General features: G+C 63.4%; 24 protein-coding genes and 1 pseudogene. 13 read left to right on the top strand and 12 right to left on the bottom strand.

Features of this window, described 5'->3' with window-relative positions; genetic code table 11:
* Window positions 1–106 precede the first annotated feature (106 nt).
* Complete coding sequence (locus AC07X9_RS02275; protein WP_026002206.1) at window positions 107–1009, bottom strand: LysR family transcriptional regulator; 903 nt, start codon at window positions 1007–1009, stop codon at window positions 107–109.
* 108 nt (window positions 1010–1117) lie between these two features.
* On the opposite strand from AC07X9_RS02275, the gene AC07X9_RS02270 reads away from it, so the two are divergent.
* Window positions 1118–2614, top strand: a complete 1497-nt coding sequence (locus tag AC07X9_RS02270) for a CoA-acylating methylmalonate-semialdehyde dehydrogenase (protein ID WP_017182040.1) — start codon at window positions 1118–1120, stop codon at window positions 2612–2614.
* Window positions 2615–2695: 81 nt separating this feature from the next.
* Here the strand turns inward: AC07X9_RS02270 and AC07X9_RS02265 are convergent, their stop codons facing one another.
* Complete coding sequence (locus AC07X9_RS02265) at window positions 2696–3007, bottom strand: GIY-YIG nuclease family protein (RefSeq protein ID WP_174703644.1); 312 nt, start codon at window positions 3005–3007, stop codon at window positions 2696–2698.
* A gap of 67 nt (window positions 3008–3074) precedes the next feature.
* On the opposite strand from AC07X9_RS02265, the gene AC07X9_RS02260 reads away from it, so the two are divergent.
* The 3 genes from AC07X9_RS02260 (at window position 3075) to mmsB (ending at window position 6492) form a co-directional block, all read left to right on the top strand.
* A complete protein-coding gene (locus AC07X9_RS02260; protein ID WP_017182038.1) occupies window positions 3075–4220 on the top strand; it encodes an acyl-CoA dehydrogenase family protein in 1146 nt (381 codons plus the stop codon).
* 174 nt (window positions 4221–4394) lie between these two features.
* Window positions 4395–5453 carry an enoyl-CoA hydratase/isomerase family protein gene (locus tag AC07X9_RS02255; protein WP_017182037.1) on the top strand — a complete coding sequence of 353 codons (1059 nt, stop codon included), beginning with the start codon at window positions 4395–4397 and terminating at the stop codon, window positions 5451–5453.
* Between the two features lie 52 nt (window positions 5454–5505).
* Window positions 5506–6492 (top strand): 3-hydroxyisobutyrate dehydrogenase, encoded by a 987-nt coding sequence (mmsB, locus tag AC07X9_RS02250; protein WP_254908025.1) that lies wholly within the window; start codon window positions 5506–5508, stop codon window positions 6490–6492.
* A 45-nt stretch (window positions 6493–6537) separates the two neighbouring features.
* Here the strand turns inward: mmsB and AC07X9_RS02245 are convergent.
* From AC07X9_RS02245 to folE, 5 genes and pseudogenes are all read right to left on the bottom strand, one after another.
* Window positions 6538–7760: pseudogene (locus AC07X9_RS02245) on the bottom strand (dipeptidase).
* On the bottom strand, window positions 7760–10135 hold the full coding sequence (locus AC07X9_RS02240) for a TonB-dependent receptor (RefSeq protein WP_017182034.1): 2376 nt from the start codon (window positions 10133–10135) through the stop codon (window positions 7760–7762). Before AC07X9_RS02240 ends, AC07X9_RS02245 begins: the two are co-directional and overlap by 1 nt.
* 229 nt (window positions 10136–10364) lie before the next feature.
* A complete protein-coding gene (locus AC07X9_RS02235; RefSeq protein WP_017182033.1) occupies window positions 10365–11141 on the bottom strand; it encodes an enoyl-CoA hydratase-related protein in 777 nt (258 codons plus the stop codon).
* Between the two features lie 85 nt (window positions 11142–11226).
* On the bottom strand, window positions 11227–12063 hold the full coding sequence (locus tag AC07X9_RS02230; RefSeq protein ID WP_086485434.1) for an SDR family oxidoreductase: 837 nt from the start codon (window positions 12061–12063) through the stop codon (window positions 11227–11229).
* A complete protein-coding gene (gene folE, locus AC07X9_RS02225) occupies window positions 12060–12665 on the bottom strand; it encodes a GTP cyclohydrolase I FolE (protein ID WP_017182031.1) in 606 nt (201 codons plus the stop codon). Before folE ends, AC07X9_RS02230 begins: the two co-directional genes overlap by 4 nt.
* Window positions 12666–12823: 158 nt before the next feature.
* Here folE and AC07X9_RS02220 point away from each other — a divergent pair, with 158 nt between their 5' ends.
* On the top strand, window positions 12824–13423 hold the full coding sequence (locus AC07X9_RS02220; RefSeq protein ID WP_017182030.1) for a nucleotidyltransferase family protein: 600 nt from the start codon (window positions 12824–12826) through the stop codon (window positions 13421–13423).
* Here AC07X9_RS02220 and AC07X9_RS02215 read toward each other — a convergent pair whose 3' ends face one another.
* Window positions 13424–15085, bottom strand: coding sequence for an MFS transporter (locus tag AC07X9_RS02215; RefSeq protein WP_017182029.1), 1662 nt, complete (start codon window positions 15083–15085; stop codon window positions 13424–13426).
* A gap of 181 nt (window positions 15086–15266) precedes the next feature.
* Here AC07X9_RS02215 and AC07X9_RS02210 point away from each other — a divergent pair, with 181 nt between their 5' ends.
* The 5 genes from AC07X9_RS02210 (at window position 15267) to pgl (ending at window position 21006) form a co-directional block, all read left to right on the top strand.
* A complete protein-coding gene (locus tag AC07X9_RS02210; RefSeq protein WP_017182028.1) occupies window positions 15267–16475 on the top strand; it encodes an acetyl-CoA C-acetyltransferase in 1209 nt (402 codons plus the stop codon).
* Between the two features lie 118 nt (window positions 16476–16593).
* The gene (locus tag AC07X9_RS02205) at window positions 16594–18771 is read left to right on the top strand and encodes a 3-hydroxyacyl-CoA dehydrogenase NAD-binding domain-containing protein (protein WP_017182027.1); all 2178 of its coding nucleotides are present in this window, start codon (window positions 16594–16596) and stop codon (window positions 18769–18771) included.
* A 66-nt stretch (window positions 18772–18837) separates the two neighbouring features.
* A complete protein-coding gene (gene galE, locus AC07X9_RS02200) occupies window positions 18838–19836 on the top strand; it encodes a UDP-glucose 4-epimerase GalE (protein WP_017182026.1) in 999 nt (332 codons plus the stop codon).
* Complete coding sequence (locus AC07X9_RS02195) at window positions 19836–20312, top strand: YbaK/EbsC family protein (protein WP_017182025.1); 477 nt, start codon at window positions 19836–19838, stop codon at window positions 20310–20312. Before galE ends, AC07X9_RS02195 begins: the two co-directional genes overlap by 1 nt.
* 4 nt (window positions 20313–20316) lie before the next feature.
* Entirely contained in the window at window positions 20317–21006 is a 690-nt protein-coding gene (pgl, locus tag AC07X9_RS02190; RefSeq protein WP_017182024.1) for a 6-phosphogluconolactonase, read from the top strand.
* Window positions 21007–21079: 73 nt separating this feature from the next.
* Here the strand turns inward: pgl and AC07X9_RS02185 are convergent, their stop codons facing one another.
* The 3 genes from AC07X9_RS02185 to AC07X9_RS02175 form a co-directional block, all read right to left on the bottom strand.
* Window positions 21080–21628, bottom strand: coding sequence for a hypothetical protein (locus AC07X9_RS02185; protein WP_026002204.1), 549 nt, complete (start codon window positions 21626–21628; stop codon window positions 21080–21082).
* Window positions 21629–21777: 149 nt separating this feature from the next.
* Window positions 21778–22032 carry a hypothetical protein gene (locus AC07X9_RS02180; protein WP_017182022.1) on the bottom strand — a complete coding sequence of 85 codons (255 nt, stop codon included), beginning with the start codon at window positions 22030–22032 and terminating at the stop codon, window positions 21778–21780.
* 82 nt (window positions 22033–22114) lie between these two features.
* A complete protein-coding gene (locus AC07X9_RS02175; protein WP_241763599.1) occupies window positions 22115–22327 on the bottom strand; it encodes a hypothetical protein in 213 nt (70 codons plus the stop codon).
* A 134-nt stretch (window positions 22328–22461) separates the two neighbouring features.
* Here AC07X9_RS02175 and AC07X9_RS02170 point away from each other — a divergent pair, with 134 nt between their 5' ends.
* Both AC07X9_RS02170 and AC07X9_RS02165 read left to right on the top strand, forming a co-directional pair.
* The gene (locus AC07X9_RS02170; RefSeq protein ID WP_017182020.1) at window positions 22462–23574 is read left to right on the top strand and encodes a sensor histidine kinase; all 1113 of its coding nucleotides are present in this window, start codon (window positions 22462–22464) and stop codon (window positions 23572–23574) included.
* A gap of 5 nt (window positions 23575–23579) precedes the next feature.
* Window positions 23580–24323: a LytR/AlgR family response regulator transcription factor gene (locus AC07X9_RS02165; RefSeq protein ID WP_019051471.1), complete on the top strand. Its 744-nt coding sequence runs from the start codon at window positions 23580–23582 to the stop codon at window positions 24321–24323.
* An 88-nt stretch (window positions 24324–24411) separates the two neighbouring features.
* Here AC07X9_RS02165 and AC07X9_RS02160 read toward each other — a convergent pair whose 3' ends face one another.
* Window positions 24412–24744 (bottom strand): UrcA family protein, encoded by a 333-nt coding sequence (locus AC07X9_RS02160; protein ID WP_017182018.1) that lies wholly within the window; start codon window positions 24742–24744, stop codon window positions 24412–24414.
* 156 nt (window positions 24745–24900) lie between these two features.
* Between AC07X9_RS02160 and AC07X9_RS02155 the strand changes: the two genes are divergently transcribed.
* Entirely contained in the window at window positions 24901–25035 is a 135-nt protein-coding gene (locus AC07X9_RS02155; protein ID WP_017182017.1) for a hypothetical protein, read from the top strand.
* Window positions 25036–25482 lie beyond the last annotated feature (447 nt).

Below are 25482 nucleotides of genomic sequence, written 5' to 3'. Positions count from 1 at the left end.
GACCGCTCTCTATCCATCCCGACTCCCTTAACGAGCCAGAGCCGCCCCGTCGATTGGCTTTATGAGCGATTTCCGTCCGGGGGTGTCACCCGCCGGGCGGGAGCCTTCAGCCCAGCGAATGTCCAGCGCGATGGCCGGACAATGTGTCGATACGCTCCTGCAGCCATTGCGCCACCGCCGCGATCCGCGCCAGCTTGCGCAGGTCGCCATGCATGACCAGCCAGAAACTGCGGACGATCTCCACCTGATCGGGCATCAACTGCACCAGCGCAGGGTCGCGCCGCCCGATAAAGTCGGGCAAAACGCCGATCCCCGCCCCTTCGGCGATCATCCGCTGCTGCATGATGATGCTGGTCGATCGCAATGTCGCCTCCAGCCCCGCCTCCACCTCGTCCAGATAATCCAGTTCGGGCGAGAAGATGAATTCGGGCACATAGCCGATCAGCGTATGGTCCCGCAGCTGCGCCGCCCGGCCCGGACGCCCCGCCCGCGCCAGATAATCGGGCGATGCATAGAGGTGCAGCCGATAATCCCCCAGCCGCCGTACCAGCAACCGCCCGCGCTGCGGCCGCGCCAGCATCACCGCCATGTCCGCCTCGCGCTTGGACGGATTGAGAAAGCCCGACGCGGTGATCAGGTCCAGCCTTATGCCCGGATGCCGCCGGTTGAAATCGCCCATGCCCGGCGCCAGCACCCAGGTACCGAACCCTTCCGCCACCGACAGCCGCACCTGCCCCGCCAGCCGATGCTCCTGCCCCTGCGCATCCTCCATCGCCGCCAGCGCCGCGCTTTCCGCCGCTTCGGCGTGGCCGAGCAATTCCTGCCCCCGCGCCGTCAGCGTCCGTTCGCCAACGCCAAGCTCGAACAGTTCGGCACCCAGCGCCTTTTCCAGCCGCGCCAGCCGCCGTGCGATGGTCGTCGCGTCGATCCCCAGCGAACGCGCTGCCGGGGCGACCTTGCGCGCCCGCGCCACCGCTAGAAATACGCGCAGATCATCCCAATCGAACATTGCCGCCACCGCCTGCATATTTGCAGCGCGGCTATGCAAGACTTCCCCATTGCTTGCAATAACGCAACCAGACTAGAAGGCCGCCATTAACCGAGAGGATGCCTCCCCATGCGTGAGATTTCGCACAAGCTCGCCTTCGCCCACGATACACAGCCCACGCGCTACAGCGACGTGTTCGATCCCAATAATGGCGGGGTTCAGGCCCGCGTCGCGCTGGGCGACGCTGCACTGCTCGACCTTGCCGTCGCGGCCGCCAAGAAGGCGCAGCCCGCCTGGGCCGCCGTCAACCCGCAGCGCCGCGCCCGCGTCATGTTCAATTTCAAGGCGCTGGTCGAAGCCAATATGGACGAACTGGCGCATCTGCTCAGCTCCGAACATGGCAAGGTGATCGCGGATTCGAAGGGCGACATTCAGCGCGGTCTGGAAGTCATCGAATTCTGCTGCGGCATCCCCCATGTGCTGAAGGGCGAATATACCCAGGGCGCCGGGCCGGGCATCGACGTCTACAGCTTCCGCCAGCCGATCGGCATCGGCGCTGGCATCACCCCGTTCAACTTCCCCGGCATGATCCCGCTGTGGATGTCGGGCGTCGCGATCGCGACCGGCAATGCCTTCATCCTCAAGCCCTCCGAACGCGATCCGTCGGTGCCCGTCCGCCTGGCCGAACTCTTCCTGGAAGCGGGCCTGCCCGAAGGCATTTTGCAGGTCGTTCAGGGCGACAAGGAAATGGTCGACGCCATCCTCGACCATCCGGACATCAAGGGCGTCAGCTTCGTCGGCTCATCCGACATCGCCCATTATGTCTATAATCGCGGCGTCGCCGCCGGAAAGCGCGTCCAGGCGATGGGCGGCGCGAAGAATCATGGCATCGTCATGCCCGACGCTGATCTCGATCAGGTCGTCAACGACCTGTCGGGCGCTGCCTTCGGCTCGGCTGGCGAACGCTGCATGGCGCTCCCCGTGGTCGTCCCGGTGGGTGAAAAGACCGCGATTGCGCTCCGCGAAAAGCTGATCCCGGCGATCGAGGCGCTGCGCGTCGGCGTCTCGACCGATGCCGAAGCCCATTATGGCCCGGTCGTCACCGCCGCGCACAAGCAGAAGATCGAAAACTGGATTCAGACCGGCGTCGATGAAGGCGCGGAACTGGTGATCGACGGGCGCGGCTTCAAGCTTCAGGGGCATGAGGACGGCTTCTTCGTCGGCCCCACCCTGTTCGACCATGTCACCACGGACATGAGCGCGTACAAGGAAGAGATTTTCGGCCCCGTGCTGCAAATGGTGCGCGCCGAAAGCTTCGAGGAAGCGGTCTCGCTCCCCAGCAAGCATCAATATGGCAACGGCGTCGCCCTCTTCACCCGCAACGGCCACGCCGCCCGCGAATTCGCCGCCCGCGTCGATGTCGGCATGGTCGGCATCAACGTGCCGATCCCGGTCCCGGTCGCCTATCACACCTTCGGCGGCTGGAAACGCTCGGCCTTTGGCGACACCAACCAGCACGGCATGGAAGGCGTGAAGTTCTGGACCAAGGTGAAAACCGTCACCCAGCGCTGGCCCGACGGCGGCGCATCGGCCGACAGCGCCTTCGTCATCCCGACGATGGGGTAAGGGTTTGGGGGGAGCGGATCACCCGATCCGCTCCCCCCGCCTCTTGCCGTCATGCCGGACTTGATCCGGCATCCATTCATCCTACCCTCGCTCCAGTGGCGGAAAGCCGAGCATGATAGCCCGATCCTCCCAGAAGGGATTGTCCTTCTCGATAAGAGCGACTTTCCAGTCCCGCCGCCACTTCTTGAGCTTCTTTTCAAGCGCAATGGCGGTAGGAAAGTCTGGCTGATGCTCGAACCAGACCAGGCGACGGACCCCATGGCGGCTGGTAAAACCAGCGACTATGCCGGTGCGATGTTGATGGACCCGCTCGACCAGATGACCCGTTACACCGATATACAATGTGCCATGACGACCACTGGCGAGAATATAGACACATGGCTGGTTCGACATGATTGCACAGGAAGCGCCAAATGGATGCCGGATCAAGTCCGGCATGACGGCAATTTAGGGTAAGGCAATGACCAATCAGTTCGACCTGACCGACGACCAGCGCGAAATCCAGGATCTCGCCCGCCGCTTCACCGCCGACGCGATCACGCCTCATGCGGCGGAGTGGGACGAGAAGCATATCTTCCCGCGCGACACGATCCGCGCGGCGGCGGAACTGGGCTTTGGCGGCATCTATGTCTCCGAAGCGTCCGGGGGCATTGGCCTTGGCCGGCTCGAATCCGCGCTGATCATGGAAGCCATGGCCTATGGCTGCCCCTCGACCAGCGCGTTTATCTCGATCCACAATATGGCCGCCTGGATGATCGACACATTTGGCGGGCAGGCGGTCAAGGACGCCTATCTTCCCGATCTCATCCCCATGAACCGCATGGCAAGCTACTGCCTGACAGAGGCAGGCGCGGGGTCCGACGCCGCCAGCCTCAAGACCAAGGCGGTGCGCGATGGCGACCATTATGTCGTCACCGGGTCCAAGCAATTCATCTCCGGCGGCGGCGAAAATGAAGTCTATGTCGTCATGGTCCGTACAGGTCAGGATGGGCCGAAAGGCATTAGCTGCCTTGTCATCGACAAGGATATGCCCGGCGTCAGTTTCGGCGCGCAGGAACGCAAGCTTGGCTGGCACAGCCAACCCACAGCGCAGGTGAATTTCGATGGCGTCCGCGTCCCCGTCGCCAATCTTGTGGGCAGCGAGGGTCAGGGCTTCGCCATCGCCATGGCGGGGCTGGACGGCGGTCGCCTCAACATCGGCGCCTGTTCGCTGGGCGGCGCGCAGCGTTGCATCGACGAAGCTGTCCAATATACCAAGGACCGCAAGCAGTTCGGCCAATCCATCGCGGATTTCCAGAATACCCAATTCACCCTGGCCGACATGCAGACCGAGCTGGAGGCCGCCCGCACCCTGCTCTACGCCGCTGCTGTCAAGGTGAGCGAAAACGCGCCCGACAAGACCCGCTTTGCCGCCATGGCCAAGCGCTTCGCCACCGACACCGGATCGTCGGTAGTCGACCGCGCGCTGCAACTGCATGGCGGCTACGGCTATCTGATGGATTATCCCATCGAACGCTTCTGGCGCGACCTGCGCGTCCATTCCATCCTGGAAGGCACCAACCAGGTCATGCGCATGATCGTCGCGCGGGATATGTTGCGGGATTAACCCCCCTCTCCCCGTGGGGGAGAGGGTTGCGAAGGCTTGGCAGCGTGCTGCCTAGCCGTAGCTGGGAGAGGGGGACAGGGCCAACGCGGCGCACCCCCTCTCCAACTTCGCCTAGGCGCGTGCCGCGCCAAGGCTTCGTATCCTCTCCCCGCCGGGGAGAGGCAGGAGAGAGACATGACCGACCAAGTCCTGACCTTCATCGAAAACAATATCGGCCGCATTCGCCTCAACCGCCCGAAGGCGATCCACGCGCTGACGCCCGATATGTGCGACGCGATCAACACCGCCTTGCTGGCCTGGCGCACCGATGACAGCGTCACCGCGGTGATGATCGATCATACCGAAGGCCGGGGTTTCTGCGCGGGCGGCGACATCGCCCTTATCGCCAACAGCGCGAAGGCCGACTGCGTGGAGGCTGAACGCTTCTTCCATCTCGAATATCGCATGAACCATCTGCTGTTCGTCTATGAAAAGCCGATCGTGGCCTTCATCGATGGCATCGTCATGGGCGGCGGCGTGGGCATCTCCCTCCCCGCCCGCTACCGCGTCGCGACCGAACGGACGACCTTCGCCATGCCCGAAACCGGCATCGGCCTGTTCCCCGACGTCGGCGGCGGCTGGTATCTGCCCCGCCTGCCCGGCCGGGTCGGCGCATGGCTGGCTGCCACCGGCGCGCGGATCGACGGGGCCGATTGCGCCGCCATCGGCATCGCCACCCATTATATGCCGTCCGACACGCTCGACGATGTGAAGGCGCGCATCCTGGCCGATCCCGCCAGCCTGACCGCCATTCTGGATGCTGCCGCGCAGACCCCGCCGCCATCCAAGCTCGACGCTGCCCGTCCCGACATCGACCGCCTCTTCGCCTCGAACAAGGCGGAGGAGATCGTCGCCGCGCTCGACGCCGACGGTGGCGAATGGGCCGCGAAACAACGCGCCACCCTCGCCACCAAATCCCCCCAGACGATCAAGGTCGCGCTGCGCCAGTTGATCGAGGGCGCGGCCCAGCCCGATTTCGCCGCCAATATGGCGATGGAATATGGCCTGGCCTGTGCGATCATCCGCCGCCCCGATTTTGTCGAAGGCGTGCGCGCGCTGATCTTTGACAAGGACAACAAGCCGCAATGGAACCCGGCAACGCTGGAGCAGGTGAGCGACGCGATGATCGACGCGATTTTCACGCCCCTGCCCGCCGACCGGCAATGGACGCCGCTGCCCGACGTCGCGACCTGAAGGGGGGTAAGCTGTCCTACATGGCAGACGCCCGTTATGATCCCGGCGCGCCTTGCCTGCCCAGTACCGGCCGCTTTCCGATAGGATCAGGGCCACGCAAGAATATGTCCGATTTACCGGGAAATATGCGAAGTTAAGCAGGAGAAATGCCATCATGACCCAGACGATCGCCTTCATCGGCCTTGGCAATATGGGCGGCGGCATGGCCGCCAATCTGATCAAGAACGGCTATGCCGTCCGCGCCTTCGACCTGTCGGAAGATGCGCTGGCCAAGGCGGAAGCCCATGGCGCGATCCGCGCCAGCAGCGCCGCCGATGCCGCCACCGGCGCTGACGCCGTCGTCACCATGCTGCCTGCGGGCAAGCATGTCGAAAGCGTCTATGCCGGTGAAGTCTATGGCGCGGCCAATCCGGGCGCCCTGTTCCTCGACTGCTCGACCATCGACGTCGCGACCGCCCGCCGCGTTATCGATGCAGCGACCGATCGCGGCTTCGACATGGTCGACGCCCCTGTTTCCGGCGGCATCGCGGCGGCCAATGGCGGCACGCTGACCTTCATGGTCGGCGGCACCGATGCCGCCTTTGCCAAGGCCAAGCCCATCCTCTCCGCCATGGGCAAGGCAGTCATCCATGCGGGCGGCGCAGGCAATGGCCAGGCGGCGAAAATCTGCAACAACATGCTGCTGGGCGCCACCATGGTCGCGACCTGCGAAACCTTCGCCATGGCCAGGAAACTGGGCCTCGATCCCCAGACCTTCTACGACATCAGCAGCGTCTCGTCGGGCCAGAGCTGGTCGATGACCAGCTATTGCCCCGTCCCCGGCGTCGGCCCGCAAAGCCCGTCCGACAATGGCTATCAGGGCGGCTTCGCCGTCGGCCTGATGCTCAAGGATCTGAAGCTCGCCACCGAAGCCGCCGCGCTGGTCGGCGCGTCGGTGCCGATGGGCAATGCCGCCGAAGCCCTCTATCAGTTGCTCGCCAATCGGGGCGAAGCAGGCCGCGACTTCTCGCTGATGATCGAAATGCTGGAGGGGAAATAAGCTTATCCGTCATCCCGGCGAACGCCGGGATGACGGGGGCAGTATCTACTTCCCCTTCTTGGCCTCCGCCGCTGCCAGCACGCGCAGCACATTGCCCGACCAGATTTTCTGGACGTCCGCCTCGCTATAGCCCGCCTTCAGCAGCGCGTCGGTGATCCTGGGCAGGTCGACCACATCCTCCATCCCGACCACGCCACCGCCGCCGTCCCAGTCCGCGCCGATCCCGACATGGTCCGGCCCCACGACCTTCAGCGCGTGCAGCATATGCGCCATGAAATCGTCGAAGGTCGCCCGGTCGGTCTCCGGATAGAGCCGATCGATCTCCTGCCGCCTGGCCAGCAGTTCGGCGCGTTTCTCGGCCGTTATCGCCCCCCCTCGCGCAGCGACGCGAACAGCGCACCCATCGCCTTCTGCCGCTCCGGGTTGGGTTTGGATGCTTTCAGATAGCTTCCATAGGCGTTCATCTGAATGACGCCGCCCTTCGCCGCCAGCGCCTTGAGATGATCATCGTCAATATTGCGCGGATGGTCATAAATCGCCTTGCACCCCGAATGGGTGAGCAGCACCGGCGTGGTCGATAGCGCCAGCAGATCGTCCAGTACCTGGTCTGAGCTATGCGACGCATCGGGCACCACGCCCAGCCGGTTCATCTCCTTGAGCAATTCCTTGCCCAGCGGACTAAGCCCGCCATAACGCGGCTTTTTCGACGGGTCGGTCGAACTGTCGGCAAACTGGTTATGCGCGAAATGGGCAAAGCCCACCACCCGCACGCCCATGTCGTAAAATGTCTGGAGCAGCGACACATCCTCGCCCAGCGGATAGGCGTTTTCGATCGACATATAGACGACCCGCTTGCCCGCCGCCGCGATCGGCGCTGCGTCCTTGGCTTCCAGCGCCAGCGCAAAATTGGCCGGGTCCGCCGCCACCATCTGGCGGATCGACACGCCCCGCAGGATCGCAAAATCGCGCGCCTTGTGGAAACCCTCGACCGTCAGCGGTCCCTGGCTCGTATAGATCGCCCAGAAACCGCCATCCAGCCCGCCCTTCTTCATGCGCGGCAGATCGACCTGGGTATAATCCAGATGAACATCATGCTCCTCTTCGATCGACCAACCCGGCAGGTCCAGAGAGGCAGGCGTGTCCATATGACTGTCGAGCGTCAGTAATTTCTGGTGCAATTGCTGCACCTTCTTGGGCACCGCCTGCGCCGACGCCGGACCTGCAAGCAGCGCCGCCAGCGCTGCCCCCATCACCAAAGTCCTCCGCATCAGATTTCACCCGAAATGGTCAGCTGGAACGTGCGCGGCGACAGCGGTCGGAAGAAGCCGTCGCCCGTCACCACCGGCGAAATATAGGATAGCGTATCCTTGTCGAACAGATTGTCGACATTGGCGCGCACCTTTATCCCCTTGACCGGACCGAAGCTGATGCCGTCGCCAATATCGACATAAGCGCTGAACACGGTGAACCCCGGCACGCTGGAACCGGGCGAGTTGGTGAAGGTCGACCAGCGCTTGGACGTATATTTGCCCGAAATATTGGCCACCAGCCAGCTCGCCGGCTCCACTGTCACGCCGCCGCTGACGATCCATTTGGCGCTGTCGGGGATATATTTGTCGGCGATCAGGATCGGCGTCGCCGCGGGCACGTCATCCTTGAACTTGGCATTGTTATAGGTGACGTTCAGATTGCCGTAGGCCAGCCCGTTCAGGAAGGACGGCTTATAGGTTCCGGCAAATTCCACGCCATAGGAACGGACCCGGCCGACATTCTGGAAGAAGGTTTCGGTCGCCAGCCCGCCGCCCGGTATCAGGCTGGTGATCGACTGGATGCGATTGTCAAATTTGGTGTAGAATGCCGCCAGCGACGCATAAAGCTGCCCCTGGTTGGTGCGGATGCCCAGTTCCATATTCTTGGATCGTTCGGGCGCAGGCTGCGGCACCAGCCCGCCGCCGGGGCGGATGACCGAATAGATGTCGTCCAGCCCCTTGGGCAGCGCCATATTTTCAGCGTAGGAGGCAAAGAGCTGCGTGCGCTCGTCAAATTTGTAGAGCAGCCCCGCCATCGGCAGGAAGAAATCGCTATAGTGCGCCGTATTGATCTGCGGACCATAGCCCGGCACGCCGACCCCGCCGACGACGCGATAAAAATCGTCAAATTCGCGATAGCCGTTATGGACATAGTCCAGGTTCAGCCCCTTGAAGCCGACATCGATGATGAAACGATCATCCGCCAGCTTGAGCGTATCCTTCAGGAAGATCTGAAGCGTATCGCGCTTGGTCCGATAATCGCGGCGCAGATAGACCAGTTCATCCAGATTGGGTGCGCCATCGGGCGCGCCGCCGACCGTATTATACCGTGCCTGCGTCCGGTGATATTTATCGACTTCGGCCCACACGCCCGCCTCGACCGTGTTGGCGCCCATCTCCCAATGCAGCTTGCTGGTAATGCCGTACCGGTCACCGCCCACGCCCGACAGGCCATATTGCACGCCCTTGGGCGCGACCACGGGCAGCCCCGCCTGCGCCTGCGGCGTGTAGCGGCCCAGCGAGTTGGCATAGCCGTCGGGCGACACGCCATAGCCGTCCTTATCCTCCCAATAGAGGGTGGATTCCGCCCAGACGCCCTCGGCAATCCCGGCATGGAAGGTCGCGCCATACAGCTTGTCCTTCCGCACGTTGATCGCCAGATTATAGACAGCGGTATAGGCGGCGTTCGAATAATAGACGCCGGGCGCGGTCGCCAATGGCGCAAAGCCGGGCGTTGTGTTGGGCACATTTTCGATCAGCGCAAAATTCCGGCCGCACTGGCCCAGCGCATTCCGGACCGTGCAATTATATTGCGCCCGGCTGATCGTGGGCGAGTCATAATCGAAAAAGTCGTTCGACACGAATTTGAACCGCGCCCAGCTGTCGCCGCCCAGGTCCGCGTGAATCTGCCCTTCCCAATGCTCGCGATCGACCGTGCCGGGACCGCGCCACAATTCCGTGTCCAGCTTGGTGCGGCTGACATAGGCCGTAAACGGCCCGACCCGCCCTGTGCTCGCGCGAATGAAGGTGCGGCGCAGATCCTGATCGCCAAAGCTTTGCGACACGAACAGGCCCATCTCTTCCTGTGGCGCGATGCTGTTATACTGGATGACCGGGCCCAGCGTCGAATAGCTGGGCAGGCTGACATCGCCCGCGCCGATCGCGGCTTCCACCACGCCCAGATTTTCATTGTCGACGTACCGGAATACCGGGCTGCCGCCAAAGGCGTCGCTGCGCCCGGTCGGAATACCATCGACCACAAAGCCGATCTGGTCGAGGTTGAAGGCGCGGGTCTGCACGCTGTTGCCAAATTCATACAGGCCCAGAGCGCCGTCGGTCTGGACGTTGAAACCGGGCAACTGCTCCAGCATTTTCAAGCCCGAAATGCCCGAAGGGGCCGACAGCAGCGCTTCCCGCGTGACCGCCACGACATTGCTGACCTTATCTTCGCCAATCGCTTCGGACGATTGCGAAATGCGGCGGCCAGTGACGGTGATGTTCATTTCGTCGTCGGCGGCCGGTTCCTGCGCGAAGGCCACCGGCGCCAGTGTGCCGGCCGCGCAGGCGAGCAGCAGCGCGCGAATGGACAGGCGGGCGGAAAATAGGTCGGACATGAAGAGGCTCCCTGCATATTATGAGCCTTTCAGGGCGGCGCGCCGCGCCACACCTCTCCATGTCTTTTGTTCCGTTTCCAAGTGAAACGAGAATGCCGGAAAACCCCTCTATGGGCTGATGCGAATTTGTCAGCAGACTATCAACCGCCATGGTCCCATGCAGGCGGAACCCAGTTCAGCGGACCTACTGGTCTCCCGCATTCGCAAGAGACCACAGCACCCTGAACGCTTAGCGCCCTTTCCAGACGCCCGGCCGCTTTTCGACAAAGGCGGTCATGCCTTCCTTCTTGTCCTGCGTCGCCGTCAATATCTGGAACATGCGCCGTTCGGTCAGCAGCCCCTGGGCAAGGCCGGTTTCGAACGCGATATTGACCATTTCCTTGTTCACCATCGCGGCCATAGGCGGCATCGCGGCAATCGCGGCGGCCGTCTTGAGCGCATCGTCCAGCAGATCAGCGGCAGCCACGACACGGCTGACAAGCCCGGACCGCTCGGCTTCTTCCGCGCCCATCATGCGCCCGGTCAGGCACATTTCCATCGCCTTGGCCTTGCCCACCGCGCGGGTCAGGCGCTGCGACCCGCCCATGCCCGGCGCGACGCCCAGCTTGATTTCGGGCTGGCCGAATTTCGCCGTGTCCGCCGCAATGATGAAGTCCGCCATCATCGCCAGTTCGCATCCGCCACCCAGCGCAAAACCGGCCACAGCCGCGATCCACGGCTTGCGCGTCGCAACCACGCCGGTCTGCCAGCCGGAAAAGAAATCCTGCAGGAAGAAATCGGCCGCTTCCTTTTCGACCATTTCCTTGATGTCGGCGCCCGCCGCAAACGCCTTTTCGCTGCCGGTCAGGACCGCACAATGCTGGGTCGGGTCAGCGTCATAGGCGGCAAAGGCGGCGCTCAGGTCCGTCAACACCTGCCCATTCAGTGCATTCAGTGCCTGCGGGCGGTTGAGCGTGATCAGCGTTACCGCGTCGCGCTGTTCCACCAAAATCGTCTCATAGGTCATCGCCGTCTCCCTTATGCCTTTGGACAGGCTCTATGGTCGACGCGCGTCGACCGCCAGCCCCTACTCCGCCGCATTTGCGCCGCACCTATCGGCATAGATGCATGAAATCCCGGTCGTAGCTGCGCATGTGCGCGCCGCCATCGACATATAGCGTCTGCCCCGTCACCGCACTGGCGTCGACCAGATAGAGGACCGCCTGCGCAATCTGCTCCGCCTGCGGCAGGCGACCCAGCGGCATCATATGCTCCAGCCGCGCCATCTGATCCGCATCATAGTCGGGCGTCGCGATCGTCAACCCCGGCGCCACCGCATTGACCCGCACCTGCGGCGCCAGACTGCTCGCGGTCGTCCGGGTCAGACCCGCCAGCGCCAGTTTGGACAATGTATAGGCCAGTTGGTCGCCATGGGGATGGTCGATCCGCTGGTCCAATATATTGATGATGCACCTGTCGCCCGATCCGGCCGGGACGGTTGCGAATGCCTTGGTCAGCATGGCCGGCGCGGCGCAATTGACCGCATAATGGCGCATCAGATCCTCGGCCGTCACATCGTCCAGTCGGTCCTGCCCGAACAGCGCAGCGCTATTGACGAGGATGTCGGGCGGGCGGCCAAAGCGCGCCGCGACCTGTGCGATCAGTTCCTCGGCATTTTCGGGGTCGGCGAAATCGACGACAAAGCCTTCCCACTGCGTCCCCTCCTCCTCCAGCGTCAGCGCCAGATGCGAATCGAGCCGCGTATCATGGCTGCCGTGGATCGCCAGCGAATGGCCCGCTCTGGCCAGCACCCCGGCGATGATCCCGCCCAGACGCCGATGGCCGCCGGTCACCAGCGCCAGCCTTTTGTTCGCGATCGGCAAGGCACCCGCCTCGCCCTGACCGCGCGCGCTGCCCAATGGGCGATAGGGGACGTCCTCCTCGATCATGACGAGATGAGTTTCAGCACTTCTTCCCGCGACTTTTCGTCATCACGGAATACGCCCAGCATCCGACTGGTTTTCATGATGACATTGGGCGTCCTGACCCCACGGCCGGTCATGCAACCATGGGTCGCCTCTATCACGACGGCCACACCCTGGGGCTTCAAATGCTCCCAGATGCAGTTGGCCACTTCGGACGTCAGCCGCTCCTGCACCTGCAAGCGATTGGCAAAGGCATGCAGCACGCGGGCCAGCTTGGAAATGCCGACCACATAGTCGCCCGGCAGATAGGCGATATGCGCCTTCCCCACGATCGGCGCCATATGATGTTCGCAATGCGACTGAAACGGAATGTCCTTCAACAACACGACATCGTCATATCCGCCCACCTCATGAAAAATGCGCGAGAGATGATAGGCGGGATCGTCATGATAGCCCCGGCAATATTCGCGCCAGGCCCTCGCCACACGTTCAGGCGTCTCGATCAACCCTTCGCGTTCGGGCGCATCGCCCGACCAGCGGATCAGCGTGCGGATCGCTTCCGAAACCTCTGCCGGAACCGGCTCCTTGCCTTCGCCAACCATCTCCGCATCGGGATCACATGCCATGAACAGGGCCACTCCTTATCGTATCGGCCCCGCATATGGCGACTAGCCCCGCCGATGACCAGACCCTTTGACGGTGGTGGACACAAGATCGCGGCGGTGGCAAATCGGACAAAAACAGAAGGTCGCCACACATAATATGCCAATCATTGTCTCGTCTCATGCGTACTGAACGGATCGCAGCTGTCCTGTTGGCGGCCGGCACCTCATCGCGTTTTGGTGAGGAGGACAAGCTGATGGCGGAGCTGCGCGGCAAGCCGCTCGCCGCCCACACGCTTGAAACCGTAGCTTCGATGGCGTTTGCCGAACTGATCGCCGTCGTCCGCCCGATAGAGGTCGCCCCCGTCCTGCATCGCAAGCTTGACCGGCGCGGCTACACCATCATCGTCAACGATCGTCCCGAAGACGGCATTTCGGGCAGCATCGTGCGCGCGGTCGAGCATGTCATGCCGGTGAACCGCATCCGCGGCATCCTTATCTGCCTGGCCGATATGCCCGAAGTGCCCCAGACCCACTATAACCGCATCTGCCTGGCAGCGGAGGACATAAGATCGGTCGTCGCCAGCACCGATGGATTCTCCTCTTCCCCGCCCGCTTTCATAGGCCGCAAGCATTTCCCCGAATTGCTGGCGCTCAAGGGCGATCAAGGGGCGCGGGCGCTGCTCAGCCACGGGCTTCAAATCGAAACCACCGGCAATGTCCTGCATGACATCGACACGCCGGAGGACTTGCCCGGCTGGCGACCGGCACCCTCCGATTGATCAGCTCGATCGCGTCGGGTCCGTCATCGCATCGCCCATTTCGCGCGGATCGGGCGCGCGGCTGATCGGCAGCGATCCGGTCTGCCGTTCCAGCATCCGGTGAACCACTGGCGGGATCGGGCCGGTGTGCAGCGCCCAGATCGCGTCGCTATTGGCAATATCGGCCACGGTGCGCCGCTGGTTATGGCGCACATAGTCCAGCCAGGTCGACACATGATAGCGTTCCAGCCATAGTTCCGGATCGCCAAGATCGCGCATCAGCGACCAGCCATGCGCGCCGTCGCGCCGCCTGATCCGTCGCCGCTCGCTCATTGCCGCCAGAAAGGGGACGATCGACCCCGCCGGAATGCGATATTCGATCGTCACGACCACTGGCCCGCTACGCGGTTCGACCGGCACGGCGGTATCAGGTTCACGCCAGCTGTTTTGCAGATCCAGATTGTCGTCGCCCGTCTGTGGCAAGCGCCAGACAAGGCCCAGCATCGCCGCGACAAACTGGGCCGCCGCCGACGCATAGAGCGCTTCGACCACGCCATGAGACTCGGCCAGCCAGCCAAACAGCCAGGCGCCGATCGCCATACCGCCGAAAGCAGTCATCTGATAGAGCGACACCGCGCGCGCCACCACCCAGCGCGGCGCGGACATCTGCACCGATACGTTGAACGTCGCCAGCGCCGTCACCCAGCCGAACCCGGCGAGGAGATAGCCCAGCAAGGCTAGCGCCAGCCAACCGCTCGCGCCGGTGATCGCGGTTCCCAGCGCCAGCGTCAGCGCCGCTGTCCGCACGATGGTTTCGACGGAATAGCGCGTACGCAGTCGGCGCGTGGACAGCGCGCCAATCACGGCGCCGATGCCGAAAGCGCCGCTCGTCACGCCGAATGTCAGCGCCCCGCCGCCCAATATGTTGCGCGCGACCAGCGGCATCAGCGCCGACACCGCACTCGCGCCGATGCCGAACACGCCCGCGCGCAGCAGCACCAGCTGGATTTTGGGCGACATCGCCACATAACGCACGCCTGCGCGCATCGCGACGCCCAGCCGCTCGCGCGGCAACAGCTTGGCTGGCAGGTCGGGCCGCCAGCGGAACAGCACCGCCAGCAGCGCGATATAGGTCAGCGCATTGGTCAGGAATGCGGCTGCGGCACCTGCGGTCGCGACGATGACCCCGCCCAGCGCCGGGCCGACGCTGCGTGCCAGGTTGAACCCCATGCTGTTCATCGCCACCGCGCTCGGCAGGATTGCGCGCGGGACCATATCGCCCACCGATGCCTGCCAGGCCGGGCCGTTGATCGCTGTGGCGCAGCCCAGCGCAAAGGTGAAGGCCAGCAGCAGCCATGGCGTAATCATCCCCGCCCAGGCCGTGATTGCCAGCGCAGCCGACACGATCAGCATCGCCAATTGGCAACCGATCATCACCATGCGCCGGTCCAGATTGTCCGCAACCGCCCCCGCCCATAGCGACAGCAGCATGATCGGCAGTGTCGTCGCCGCCGGAACCAGCGCGATTAGCAACGGGGAAGCCGAAAGCGACGTCATCATCCATGCCGCGCCGACAGACTGGATCAACCCGCCAAAATTCGACACCAGACTGGCCGTCCAGATCGCACGAAAAATGGGAATGGAAAGCGGCGACGGGGCTTTGGGGGAATCAACATCGGGCACATGCCCATGAAGCGGAATATCGTCCGCCGGTCAAACCCGTCAGTCTTTGGCCCCTGCCCTTACGTCAGAGCCACGCCACGCAAAAACTGCATTTCTTGCTTGCACTTTACGTAAACGTAAATACATTCAAGTGCGTATCCGATGCCCCCGGCAAGGGTGACCCACGGAGAGGGAAAATCTTATGGAAGCCTATATTTATGACGCCGTCAGGACGCCCCGTGGTCGGGGCAAGCCCGATGGGTCGCTGCACGAAATCACCCCGATCCAGTTGGCGACGCAGACGCTGGAAGCGATCCGTGATCGCAACGCCATCGATACCGCCGATGTCGACGATGTGATTCTGGGCTGCGTAACGCCAGTGGGCGAACAGGGCGCGGACATTGCGCGCACCGCCGTGCTGAACGCCGACTATGCACAGACAACGCCGGGCGTGCAGGTCAACCGGTTCTGCGCGTCTGGCCTTGAAGCCGTGAACATCGCGGCGGCGAAGGTCATGTCGGGCGAAGCGCTCTTCGCCATCGGCGGTGGCGTCGAATCGATGAGCCGCGTGCCGATGGCATCTGACGGCGGCGCAATCGCGATGGACCCCGCAGTCGCCTACAAGACCTATTTTGCGCCGCAGGGCATCGGCGCGGACGTCATAGCCACCAAGTTCGGCATCAGCCGCGACGATGCCGACGCCTATGCCGTGGAAAGCCAGAAGCGCGCCAAGATGGCGTGGGACGAAGGCCGCTTTGCCAAATCAATCGTCCCCGTGCGCGACGTGATCGGCCAGATCGTGCTCGACCATGACGAACATATGCGCCCGGACGCCACGATGCAGTCGCTGGGCGCGCTGAAACCCAGCTTCACCGCCCTTGGTGAGGAGATGCCCGGCTTCGACACCGTCGCCCTGCTGCGCTATCCCGAACTGGAAAGGGTCAACCATATTCACCATGCCGGCAACAGCAGCGGCATCGTCGATGGCGCCGCCGCCGTCCTGGTCGGTGGCAAGGATATTGGCGACAAATATGGCCTGAAGCCCCGCGCCAGCATCCGCGCCATGGCCTCGATCGGTTCGGAACCGCTCATCATGCTGACAGGGCCGGAATTTGTCGCAGGCAAGCTGCTGTCACGCGCGGGCATGACTGCCGCCGACATCGATCTGTGGGAACTCAACGAAGCCTTCGCCAGCGTCGTGCTGCGCTACATGCAGGCGATGCAGCTCGACCATGACCAGATCAACGTCAATGGCGGCGCGATCGCCATGGGTCATCCGCTCGGCGCGACCGGCGCCATGGTGCTGGGCACCGCGCTCGACGAACTGGAACGGTCGGGCAAGGGCACCGCGCTCATCAACCTGTGTGTTGGCGCAGGCATGGGCACCGGCATCATCATCGAACGTATCTAGCTATTTCCGTTCGGGCTGAGCGACGTCGAAGCCCACCATCGAACGCAGTGAGATGCCTTCGCTCCGCTCAGGCGAGCCCTTAGACCGGCTCAGGGCGAACGGGGGAGAGGAGATCAAAATGAACAGCATCACTATCAGCACCGACGCCGACGGCATCGCCACCTTGATGATCGACGTGCCGGACCAGTCGATGAACGTCATCGGCCCGGATTTCATCGCCGATCTGGACGCCGCGATCACCCGCATCGCGTCGGACGACGCGATCAAGGGCGCCGTGATCGCGTCGGGCAAGGATAGCGGCTTCATGGCCGGCATGGACCTTAAATATTTCGGCTCGATGCTTGCCACCAGCGATGGCAGCCGCCCGCAGCCCGCTGCGATCTTCGATCAGGTGTTCGTTCTCAACCAGTTGTTCCGCCGCCTCGAAACCTGTGGCAAGCCCGTCGCCTGCGCGATCGAAGGCACCTGCGTTGGCGGCGGCTTTGAACTCGCCCTCGCCTGCCACCGCCGGATCGTCGGCGACAGTCCCAAGACCCAGCTTGGCCTGCCCGAAATCCTGATCGGCCTGTTCCCCGGCGGCGGCGGGTCGCAGCGTCTGCCACGCCTCATCGGCGTGCAGGCTGCGCTCATGTACATGCTGCAAGGCAAGCTGTTCCGTCCCGCCGAAGCGGCGATGCTGAAAGCCGTCGATCAGGTCGTGCCGCAGGGCACGGCGCTGGAAACCGCGCGCGAATGGGTCAAGGCCAACCCCAACGCCGCGAGCCAGCCATGGGACGTCAAGGGTTTCAAATTTCCCGGCGGTGCGGGCGGGTTCAACCCCGCCTTCGTGCAGACCATGGTGGGCGCGCTGCCGATGACGCTCAAGCAGACCCAGCGTAACATGAATGCGCCCATCGCCTTGCTGTCGGCGGTCTATGAAGGGGCGATCCTGCCCTTCGACCGCGCGATCCGCGTCGAAAGCAAATATTTCGCCAGGGTCGCGGCCGATCCGCAGGCCGGCAACATGATCCGCAGCCTGTTCGTCAACAAGCAGGCCGCCGAACGCGGCGCGCGCCGCCCCAAGGACCAGCCCAAGGCCCCGACCATGAAGCTCGCCATGCTGGGCGCGGGCATGATGGGTGCAGGGATTGCCACCGTCGCCGCGCAGGCGGGGATGGAGGTCATCCTGTTCGACCGCGACATTGCCTATGCGCAAAAGGGCAAGGCGCATGTCGAATCCGTCCTGTCCAAGCGGCTTGGCAAGGGGATGACGCCCGAAAAGCTGGCCGCCACCCTCGCCCGCGTCACGCCGACCGCAACCTATGCCGACCTGGCAGGCGCGGACTTCGTGATCGAGGCGGTGTTCGAGGATGTCGCGATCAAGGCTGAAGTCACGAAGCAGGTCGAGGCTGTGCTTGGCCCCGACGTCATCTTCGGGTCCAACACCTCCACCCTGCCGATCACCAAGCTGGCGGGCGCATGGTCCAAGCCGGAAAATTTCATCGGCGTCCATTTCTTCTCGCCGGTCGAAAAAATGCCGCTGGTCGAAATCATCCTGGGCAAGCAGACTGGCCCCGCCGCCATTGCCAAGGCGCTCGATTTCGTCGCCCAGATCAAGAAAACGCCGATCGTCGTCAATGACTCGCGCGGTTTCTACACCTCGCGCTGCTTCGGCACCTATGTGCAGGAAGGTGCGGAACTGGTGGCCGAAGGGATCAATCCCGCGCTGATCGAAAATGCGGGCAAGCAATTGGGTATGCCCGTCGGCCCGCTCGCGGTCAGCGACGAAGTGTCGATCGAACTCGGCTATAAGGTGATGACGGCGGCCAAGAAGGAACTGGGCGACGCCTATGTCGCGCAATGTTCCGACGACGTCATGACGCAGATGGTGGAACTCGATCGCCTGGGCCGCAAAAATGCCAAGGGATGGTATGACTATCCCGAAAATGGCAAGAAAGCGCTCTGGCCCGGTATCGCCGATCTGTTCCCCCGTGCCGAGGATCAGCCGGATGTCGAGGCGGTCAAGGAGCGCCTTCTCTATCGCCAACTGGTCGAATGCGCCCGCTGTTTCGAGGAAGGCGTGCTGGAAACGCCTGAAGATGGCGACATTGGCGCCATCTTCGGCTGGGGCTTTGCCCCTTACACCGGCGGTCCCTTCGCTCATATGGACACGGTCGGCATCGCCCATGTCGTTGCGGTGCTGGACCGGCTGGCCGCGACCCATGGGAATCGCTTCGCGCCCACCGCGCAACTGCGCGAGATGGCGTCCACCGGCAGCACATTCTACCGCCCCGCGCCATCCCGCGCTGCGGCATGAAAAGACTGTAAATCGTAGCGTCGCTCGTTTAGGTCTCCCCATGACATCTGGGGAGACCTATTCTTTATGAGCGACAAACCGACGATCCTGGTAACAGGCGGCGCAGGCTATATCGGCAGCCACGCCGTATTGGCTCTGAAGGACGCCGGCTATGGCGTCGTCGTCATCGACAATCTTGTCACCGGGTTCGACTGGGCGGTGCCCGATGGGGTGCCGCTGGTGCGTGGCGACATTGCCGATCAGCCTTTGGTCGAATCCACCCTGCGCAAGCATGAAATCCGCGCGATCATGCATTTTGCAGGATCGGTCGTCGTGCCCGAATCCGTCGAAAACCCGCTCAAATATTACCACAATAACAGCGCCAAGACCCGCGACCTGATAGAGAGCGCGGTTCGCGTCGGCGTCAACCATTTCATCTTCTCTTCGACGGCCGCCACCTATGGCATTCCCGAAGAAAGCCCGGTCAAGGAAACGACGCCGCAACGGCCGATCAACCCGTACGGCATGTCGAAACTCATGACCGAATATATGCTGCGCGACGTCGCGGCGGCCCATCCGATGAACTTTTGCGCCCTGCGCTATTTCAACGTTGCGGGGGCGGACCCGCAGGGACGCAGCGGCCAGTCGACCGCAGGCGCCACCCACCTCATCAAGGTCGCGGTTGAAGCAGCGCTCGGCAAGCGCGCAGGCGTCTCGGTTTTCGGCACGGACTTCGACACCCCTGACGGCACCGGCGTTCGCGACTATATCCATGTAACGGACCTTGCCGCCGCCCATGTCCTCGCCCTCGAAGCCCTGATGGCCGATCCCGCGCGCAGCCACCTGCTCAATTGCGGCTATGGCCGGGGCTTCTCCGTCCTTGAAGTGCTCGACGCCGTGGATCGTGTCACCAACATGACCATCAACCGCACCTTGGGACCGCGCCGCGCGGGCGATCCCGATGCGCTGATCTCCGACAATCGCGCCATTCTGTCCACCTTCCCATGGGAACCGCGCTACGCCGATCTCGACCTCATCGTCCGCCACGCCCTGGCATGGGAGCGCAGCCTGAGCGAACGCGCCTGATGAGCGAAGCCTCCGTACGCGCCTGGTTCGCTGCAAATGCGCCGGACATCGCGATCATCGACCAGGGCGTCAGCACAGCTACCGTGCTGGAGGCGGCGCAGGCGCTGGGCGTCGAGCCTGCCCGCATCGCCAAGACGCTGTCGCTGCGCGTCGGTGACACCGTCGCCTTGGTCTGTACCCGTGGCGATGCCCGCCTGCATAACGCAAAGGCGAAAGCCGCGCTCGGCGCCAAACCCCGCATGCTTGGTGCTGACGAAGTCGAGGCCATCACCGGCCACCCGGTCGGCGGCGTCTGCCCTTTCGGCCTCGCTGCGCCGCTTCCGGTCTATTGCGACGTCTCGCTCCAAGCCTTCGCCACCGTCTTTCCAGCCGCCGGTTCACGCACCAGTTCGGTCGAACTCACCCCCGCCCGCCTCGCGCAACTGACTGACGCTAAATGGATCGACATCTGCACCCTGCCTGAAACCGTGGAATAATCACATGCCGACAGAGTATCATTTCACCGACGGTGGTGCAGCCGCCGCCGACCTCGCCACCCGCATCGCGACCGTGCTGAGCGAAGCGATCGCAACGCGCGGCACCGCTAGCCTCGCTTTGTCCGGTGGCCGGTCGCCAAAGCCCGTGCTGGAGGCACTCGCCCGCACCCCGCTCGACTGGAGCAAGGTTGTCGTAACTTTGGTCGACGAACGATGGGTGGCGCCCGATGCGCCCGACAGCAATGAACGGCTGCTGCGCGATACCTTGCTGACCGGCCCGGCCGCCGCCGCGCACTTCGTGCCGATGAAAAATGACGCGGCAGATGCTTATGCAGGCCGGCCCGCCGTCGAAGCCGCCTTCGCCGCCATTCCTTGGCCGCTCGACATAGTGCTGCTGGGCATGGGCGAGGATGGCCACACCGCCTCGCTTTTTCCCGCTGCGGCGGAACTGGCCGATGGCCTATCGAGCACCGCCCGCACCATCGCGGTCACGCCCCCCGCAGCGCCGCACCAGCGCCTCTCGCTGACGGCCAGCGCCATATTGGCCGCGCGCCACATCTTTCTGCAAATCAGCGGCGACGCCAAGAAGGCGGTCTATGCCCAAGCGCTGGAGGATGGCCCGGTCGAAACACTGCCTATCCGCCTTGCCCTGCTTCAGGCGCAGACGCCGGTGGAAGTCTGGATTAGCGCCTGAAAAGGCTTCCCCCGGCAGGAGAGGATTGACGACAAAAACGCCGCCTCCCCCCGGAAGCGGCGTCCAGTCAGCCTTAGTTGGCTTTGCTCATATCCACCTTCTCAACCCATTCGGGGTAGAAGGTCGGCTCGCGGTTGGACCAGCCAGCCGCCGTCGCCGCCGCTTCGCTGATCGACTGAAGCAGCGTACGACGCTTTTCGGGATGCAAATGCGGCAGACTGGCCGCCGCGCAGAAGGCGCCCGGAAGCCAGGGCCGTGCCCCCGCACCCAGCAGCCGCTCATAAAGAAAACGATAGGCCGAAAAACTTGCCAGCCGGTCCTGCCCCAGATCGAAGGCGGAGATGGTGACGAGCGGCGCCATGAATGGCTCGACCTGATCCAGCCCACTATCATCGGGCACGCGCGCCTTGATCTCCTCGATCCGGCCATAGATGCGGGCTTGTGCGCGAATGGAGGCTTCCTCCACCATGTCGCGCGACCACAGCTTCATCGCATCGCGACGATGCAGCCCAATATCCAGCGACCGACGAATATAGCGTTGCGTGGCAGACGGGAAACTGGCGAATTCACGCAATTCCGCCAAGGTTACGGCCCCGTCCGCAGGTCTTGCACTCGTACCCATTGTCATGCCCTCCGACTCCAAGTCGATCGTAGGAACATGCGCCTCTTATGGTTGCTAAAGGCTTAAGCGCCTGTTCCACGGCCATTCACAACGGACCAGATTTTGTTGTGCGGCGCAACATGAAAATTTGGCCTCGGTTGCGCAATCTTTCACGCGCCCGTCTGTCGCTCCAGCACTGCGCCGATCATGCTGCGCCACACCGCGACGTCGCCCGCCTGCGCCATCTGCGCGTCCGGTTCGCGCAACGTGTGCAATATTGCATAGGCATCATCGACATGACTGGGCCACGCCGCATCCACCGCGCCTGCCGCATGGGGATCGCTGCCGCCGCCATTCAGGCTAAGCTGACGGCCGGCAAGAACGCGGGCTATGCGTTCGATCGCGGGGGTGGCAGATGTCGGCATGGATGATCGCTCCTCTCAAAAACGCAGGTGCGTATTCGCAATCCCGCGAAGCAAAACTAGCATGATTTGCGGCAAAGAACCATCAATCCTGCCCTTCCTTGAAGCCCGACGAAGGCACCGGATCGCCCTTGTCACCCGGACGGGTGGCGGCTGGTGGATCGGACGCATCCATCGAATCCTTCAACCCTTCGTCCAGCTTCTCTTCCTCGCTCAGCACATGATCCTGTGCATCGGATTCACGCGCATCGCCCGCTTCCTCGCGACTGTTGGGGCGGACATCATCCTGATCGTTCATCACACTCTCCTTCTTGCCTGTTTCAACGGGCGGCGGCGGGCGGCGGTTCCCATGTTCGACCAACGGGCGGGGCAGTTCGACCAGCTACCGTGCCATGGGGCGACATTTCCCCCGCCAGCGCGTAAAAGGTGAAGATGACAAGCCTTCCCGACGACGGCGAACGCGGCGTATCCCCCGCGGTCGCGCTTTATTCCATTCTTGGTTTCTGGCTCTTCTACGCCATACTCGTAACCCTGCGCGCCGCCGTGATGGGCTTTGAATCGCAGGGCGAACTGGGTATTCGCCGCGCCGTCGTCACGGTGATCGGCATAGTCGTCACCTGGGTTCTCTACCTGGTGCTGCGCCGCTTCGACGCCAAGCCTTTAAGCGTCCGCATCGTCGCCGCCTTCTCGCTCGCCGCCCCCTTCGCGCTCGCGATGGCGTCTGCCAATTTCTACATGTTCAACGTCTATGACCCGGTGAATATCTTCACCGACGGCGATCGGGGCAAATATGCCAGCGAAGAGGCTTTTGCCCTGATCCAGATCGTCGAAGATGCGATCAGCCGCTATTTCTTCCTCGCCGCCTGGGCTGGCCTCTATCTCGCCTTGTCCTACGCCAGCGAAGCCCATCGTACGGAACGCCGCGCTGCCCGGCTGGAGCGCGCGGCCCAGCAGGCCGAACTGCGATCGCTGCGCTATCAGGTGAACCCGCATTTCCTGTTCAACACGCTCAACTCCCTCTCCTCCCTCGTCATGAAGGACCGGCGGGACGAGGCGGAGCAGATGATCATGTCACTCTCCAACTTCTACCGCACCAGCTTGACCGGCGATCCGCTGGACGACGTGCCGTTGGAGGAGGAAGTCCATCTCCAGAAACTCTATCTCGATATTGAGGGGGTTCGCTTTCCCGACCGGCTGAATACGGTGATCGATATTCCTCCCGGCCTGATGAGCGCTTGCGTCCCCGGCCTCATCCTCCAGCCGCTCGTCGAAAATGCCATCAAATATGGCGTCTCGCGCACCTCCAGCCCGGTCGAGATCCGTATCACCGCAAGGGAAGATGGCGGATTGATGCACATCGCCGTCACCGACGATGGCGACAACCCGCCCAGCCTGTCGGACAGCGGCAGCGGCATTGGCCTTGCCAATGTGCGGGACAGGCTATCAGCGCGCTTTGGCGATCAGGGCCAGATCGCCTATGGTCCGCGCGAGGAGAAGGGATTTTCCGTCCTCCTCACCCTACCCATCATCCGTCGGGGTTGCTGACGTCCATGTCCATCCGCACCATGATCGTTGACGATGAACCGCTTGCCGTCGAGCGGCTCCAGATGCTGTGCGCGCGTGAACCGCGCATCGCGCTTGTGGGCACCGCCACCGATGGCGAAGCTGCGCTACGCCTGATCGAAGGATTGAAGCCCGACCTCGTCATGCTCGACATCGCCATGCCGTTGCTCGACGGCATCGGCGTCGCCCGCGCGGTCGGGCGCATGGGCATCCGCCCGGCCGTCATCTTCGTTACCGCCTTTGAAGGGTTCGCGGTCGAAGCCTTCGACCTGGCCGCCATCGATTATATGCTCAAGCCCGTGGCGCACGATCGCCTGACCCGCGCCATCGACCGGGTCGAGGCAGTGTTGCGCAACCGCGCGCCCGAAGGCATCCCTGCACCCGCCGAACCACAACCCGACTGGGCCGAAGAATTCTGGGTGCCCCATCGTTCCGAACTGATCCGCATCGCCACTGACCAGATCGACCGGATCGAAGCCGAACGCGACTATATGCGCCTGCATGTCGGCAGCCACAGCTATCTGCTGCACCAGACGATCAGCAGCTTGGAGGAGCGGCTCGATCCGCAGCAGTTCGTCCGCCTCCATCGCTCCCACATCGTCCGGCGCGATCATATCGCCCGCCTGCGTCATGACGGCAGCGGCGTCTGGTTCGCCGCGCTCGTCGACGGTAACGAAATCCGCATTGGCCGCACCTTCCTGGCGAACGCCCGCGCCATGACGGGACGCTGAGGCGGAACAACGGCGCGTCGCCCTGCCCTCACGCAAAAAAGCCCGGCATTGGCCGGGCTTCTTCACAATTTGGCGGGTACCCCGGTAATCAGTTCTGCATGCCCTTCGCGCCTGCATCGGCATAGCGTTCGCTGGTTTCGGCACGAGCGATGGCGGCGTTGACCGGCGCTTCGACATGCGCGATCGCCTGCGTCTTGCATGCCTGCTTGGTGGCGTGGTCGGTCGACTTGCAAACCCGGTTTGCCGCGCGGGAAATGCGCTGACGCAATTCCCGCTGGTCGGACGCCTTGGACAGGTTCAGGTCGCCATGGCGCACTTCGCTCGTGCGGCCATTGGATATAAATTCACCAGCCGAAGCCGAACCGGCGGTGGCGATCAGCGCGAAGGAACCGAGCGCGGCGAAAAGGGTCGAACGGAACATGGGCTTATCTCCTCAAATCTGCTGTGGCTCAATCGCCACTTATCGACCACCGCCTGTTAGGGGCGGGCGGCGGTCCGGGTGCGAACGGGGCGGGCCTGGGGATCATTTGGGGTCGGCGCCGTCTCCCGTTCGCCCACCCTGTTTAGGCGCGGGCCGATGATGACGCCCGCCTGGTTCGACCGGCGGCACTCCGCATCGGCCAACGACGCTCCCATCGACAAAGCGCCGCGCGGCTCGGACAAACAGCGCGACGAACGACATGAACAGGCCGCCAAACGACATTTGCCGTAACGGAAAGCGGGAATCGCAACGAATGGCGGATGCGGAATTCGCGCGCCTGCGACAGCAGGGTCAGCGCATCGGTCCGCGCCAGCCAAACGAGAAAACGCCCCCGGCGCAAGGGATGGCCGGGGGCGTATCCAGGATGCTGTCGGGCACCGGGATCGGGATGAACTGTTGCGGAAAAGACGGTGCGACATCTGCGCAGCCGTTTTCTGCATGGCGCTCATCATAGCTGCAATGCCGCTGCGCGAACGCCCCGTTCGACAACCTGCCCCGGCAATACGCCCGGCGGCATTCCCCGGCGACAAACCGCCGACCGACATCCACCAACGACATGGGACGCGCCGTTGGCAGCGTTCCTGCGTTGGCCAGGATAGGCTCAGTCGGATGACTGGACGCTACGTCATGGCCGACAAAATCGGCAATGACGCGCAAATCAACGCCCATGTCTTTGGT

This window comes from Sphingobium sp. GW456-12-10-14-TSB1, from assembly GCF_059424385.1.
Note: the sequence above shows the minus strand (reverse complement) of the source record. Positions and strands in the feature narration are given on the sequence as shown.

Coding starts and splice junctions, on each gene's coding strand:
- AC07X9_RS02275 (WP_026002206.1), bottom strand. CDS start 1,009: ATGTTCGATTGGGATGATCTGCGCGTATTTCTAGCGGTGGCGCGGGCG.
- AC07X9_RS02270 (WP_017182040.1), top strand. CDS start 1,118: ATGCGTGAGATTTCGCACAAGCTCGCCTTCGCCCACGATACACAGCCC.
- AC07X9_RS02265 (WP_174703644.1), bottom strand. CDS start 3,007: ATGTCGAACCAGCCATGTGTCTATATTCTCGCCAGTGGTCGTCATGGC.
- AC07X9_RS02260 (WP_017182038.1), top strand. CDS start 3,075: ATGACCAATCAGTTCGACCTGACCGACGACCAGCGCGAAATCCAGGAT.
- AC07X9_RS02255 (WP_017182037.1), top strand. CDS start 4,395: ATGACCGACCAAGTCCTGACCTTCATCGAAAACAATATCGGCCGCATT.
- AC07X9_RS02240 (WP_017182034.1), bottom strand. CDS start 10,135: ATGTCCGACCTATTTTCCGCCCGCCTGTCCATTCGCGCGCTGCTGCTC.
- AC07X9_RS02235 (WP_017182033.1), bottom strand. CDS start 11,141: ATGACCTATGAGACGATTTTGGTGGAACAGCGCGACGCGGTAACGCTG.
- AC07X9_RS02230 (WP_086485434.1), bottom strand. CDS start 12,063: ATGATCGAGGAGGACGTCCCCTATCGCCCATTGGGCAGCGCGCGCGGT.
- folE (WP_017182031.1), bottom strand. CDS start 12,665: ATGGCATGTGATCCCGATGCGGAGATGGTTGGCGAAGGCAAGGAGCCG.
- AC07X9_RS02220 (WP_017182030.1), top strand. CDS start 12,824: ATGCGTACTGAACGGATCGCAGCTGTCCTGTTGGCGGCCGGCACCTCA.
- AC07X9_RS02210 (WP_017182028.1), top strand. CDS start 15,267: ATGGAAGCCTATATTTATGACGCCGTCAGGACGCCCCGTGGTCGGGGC.
- AC07X9_RS02205 (WP_017182027.1), top strand. CDS start 16,594: ATGAACAGCATCACTATCAGCACCGACGCCGACGGCATCGCCACCTTG.
- galE (WP_017182026.1), top strand. CDS start 18,838: ATGAGCGACAAACCGACGATCCTGGTAACAGGCGGCGCAGGCTATATC.
- AC07X9_RS02195 (WP_017182025.1), top strand. CDS start 19,836: ATGAGCGAAGCCTCCGTACGCGCCTGGTTCGCTGCAAATGCGCCGGAC.
- pgl (WP_017182024.1), top strand. CDS start 20,317: ATGCCGACAGAGTATCATTTCACCGACGGTGGTGCAGCCGCCGCCGAC.
- AC07X9_RS02185 (WP_026002204.1), bottom strand. CDS start 21,628: ATGGGTACGAGTGCAAGACCTGCGGACGGGGCCGTAACCTTGGCGGAA.
- AC07X9_RS02180 (WP_017182022.1), bottom strand. CDS start 22,032: ATGCCGACATCTGCCACCCCCGCGATCGAACGCATAGCCCGCGTTCTT.
- AC07X9_RS02175 (WP_241763599.1), bottom strand. CDS start 22,327: ATGAACGATCAGGATGATGTCCGCCCCAACAGTCGCGAGGAAGCGGGC.
- AC07X9_RS02170 (WP_017182020.1), top strand. CDS start 22,462: ATGACAAGCCTTCCCGACGACGGCGAACGCGGCGTATCCCCCGCGGTC.
- AC07X9_RS02165 (WP_019051471.1), top strand. CDS start 23,580: ATGTCCATCCGCACCATGATCGTTGACGATGAACCGCTTGCCGTCGAG.
- AC07X9_RS02160 (WP_017182018.1), bottom strand. CDS start 24,744: ATGTTCCGTTCGACCCTTTTCGCCGCGCTCGGTTCCTTCGCGCTGATC.
- AC07X9_RS02155 (WP_017182017.1), top strand. CDS start 24,901: ATGATGACGCCCGCCTGGTTCGACCGGCGGCACTCCGCATCGGCCAAC.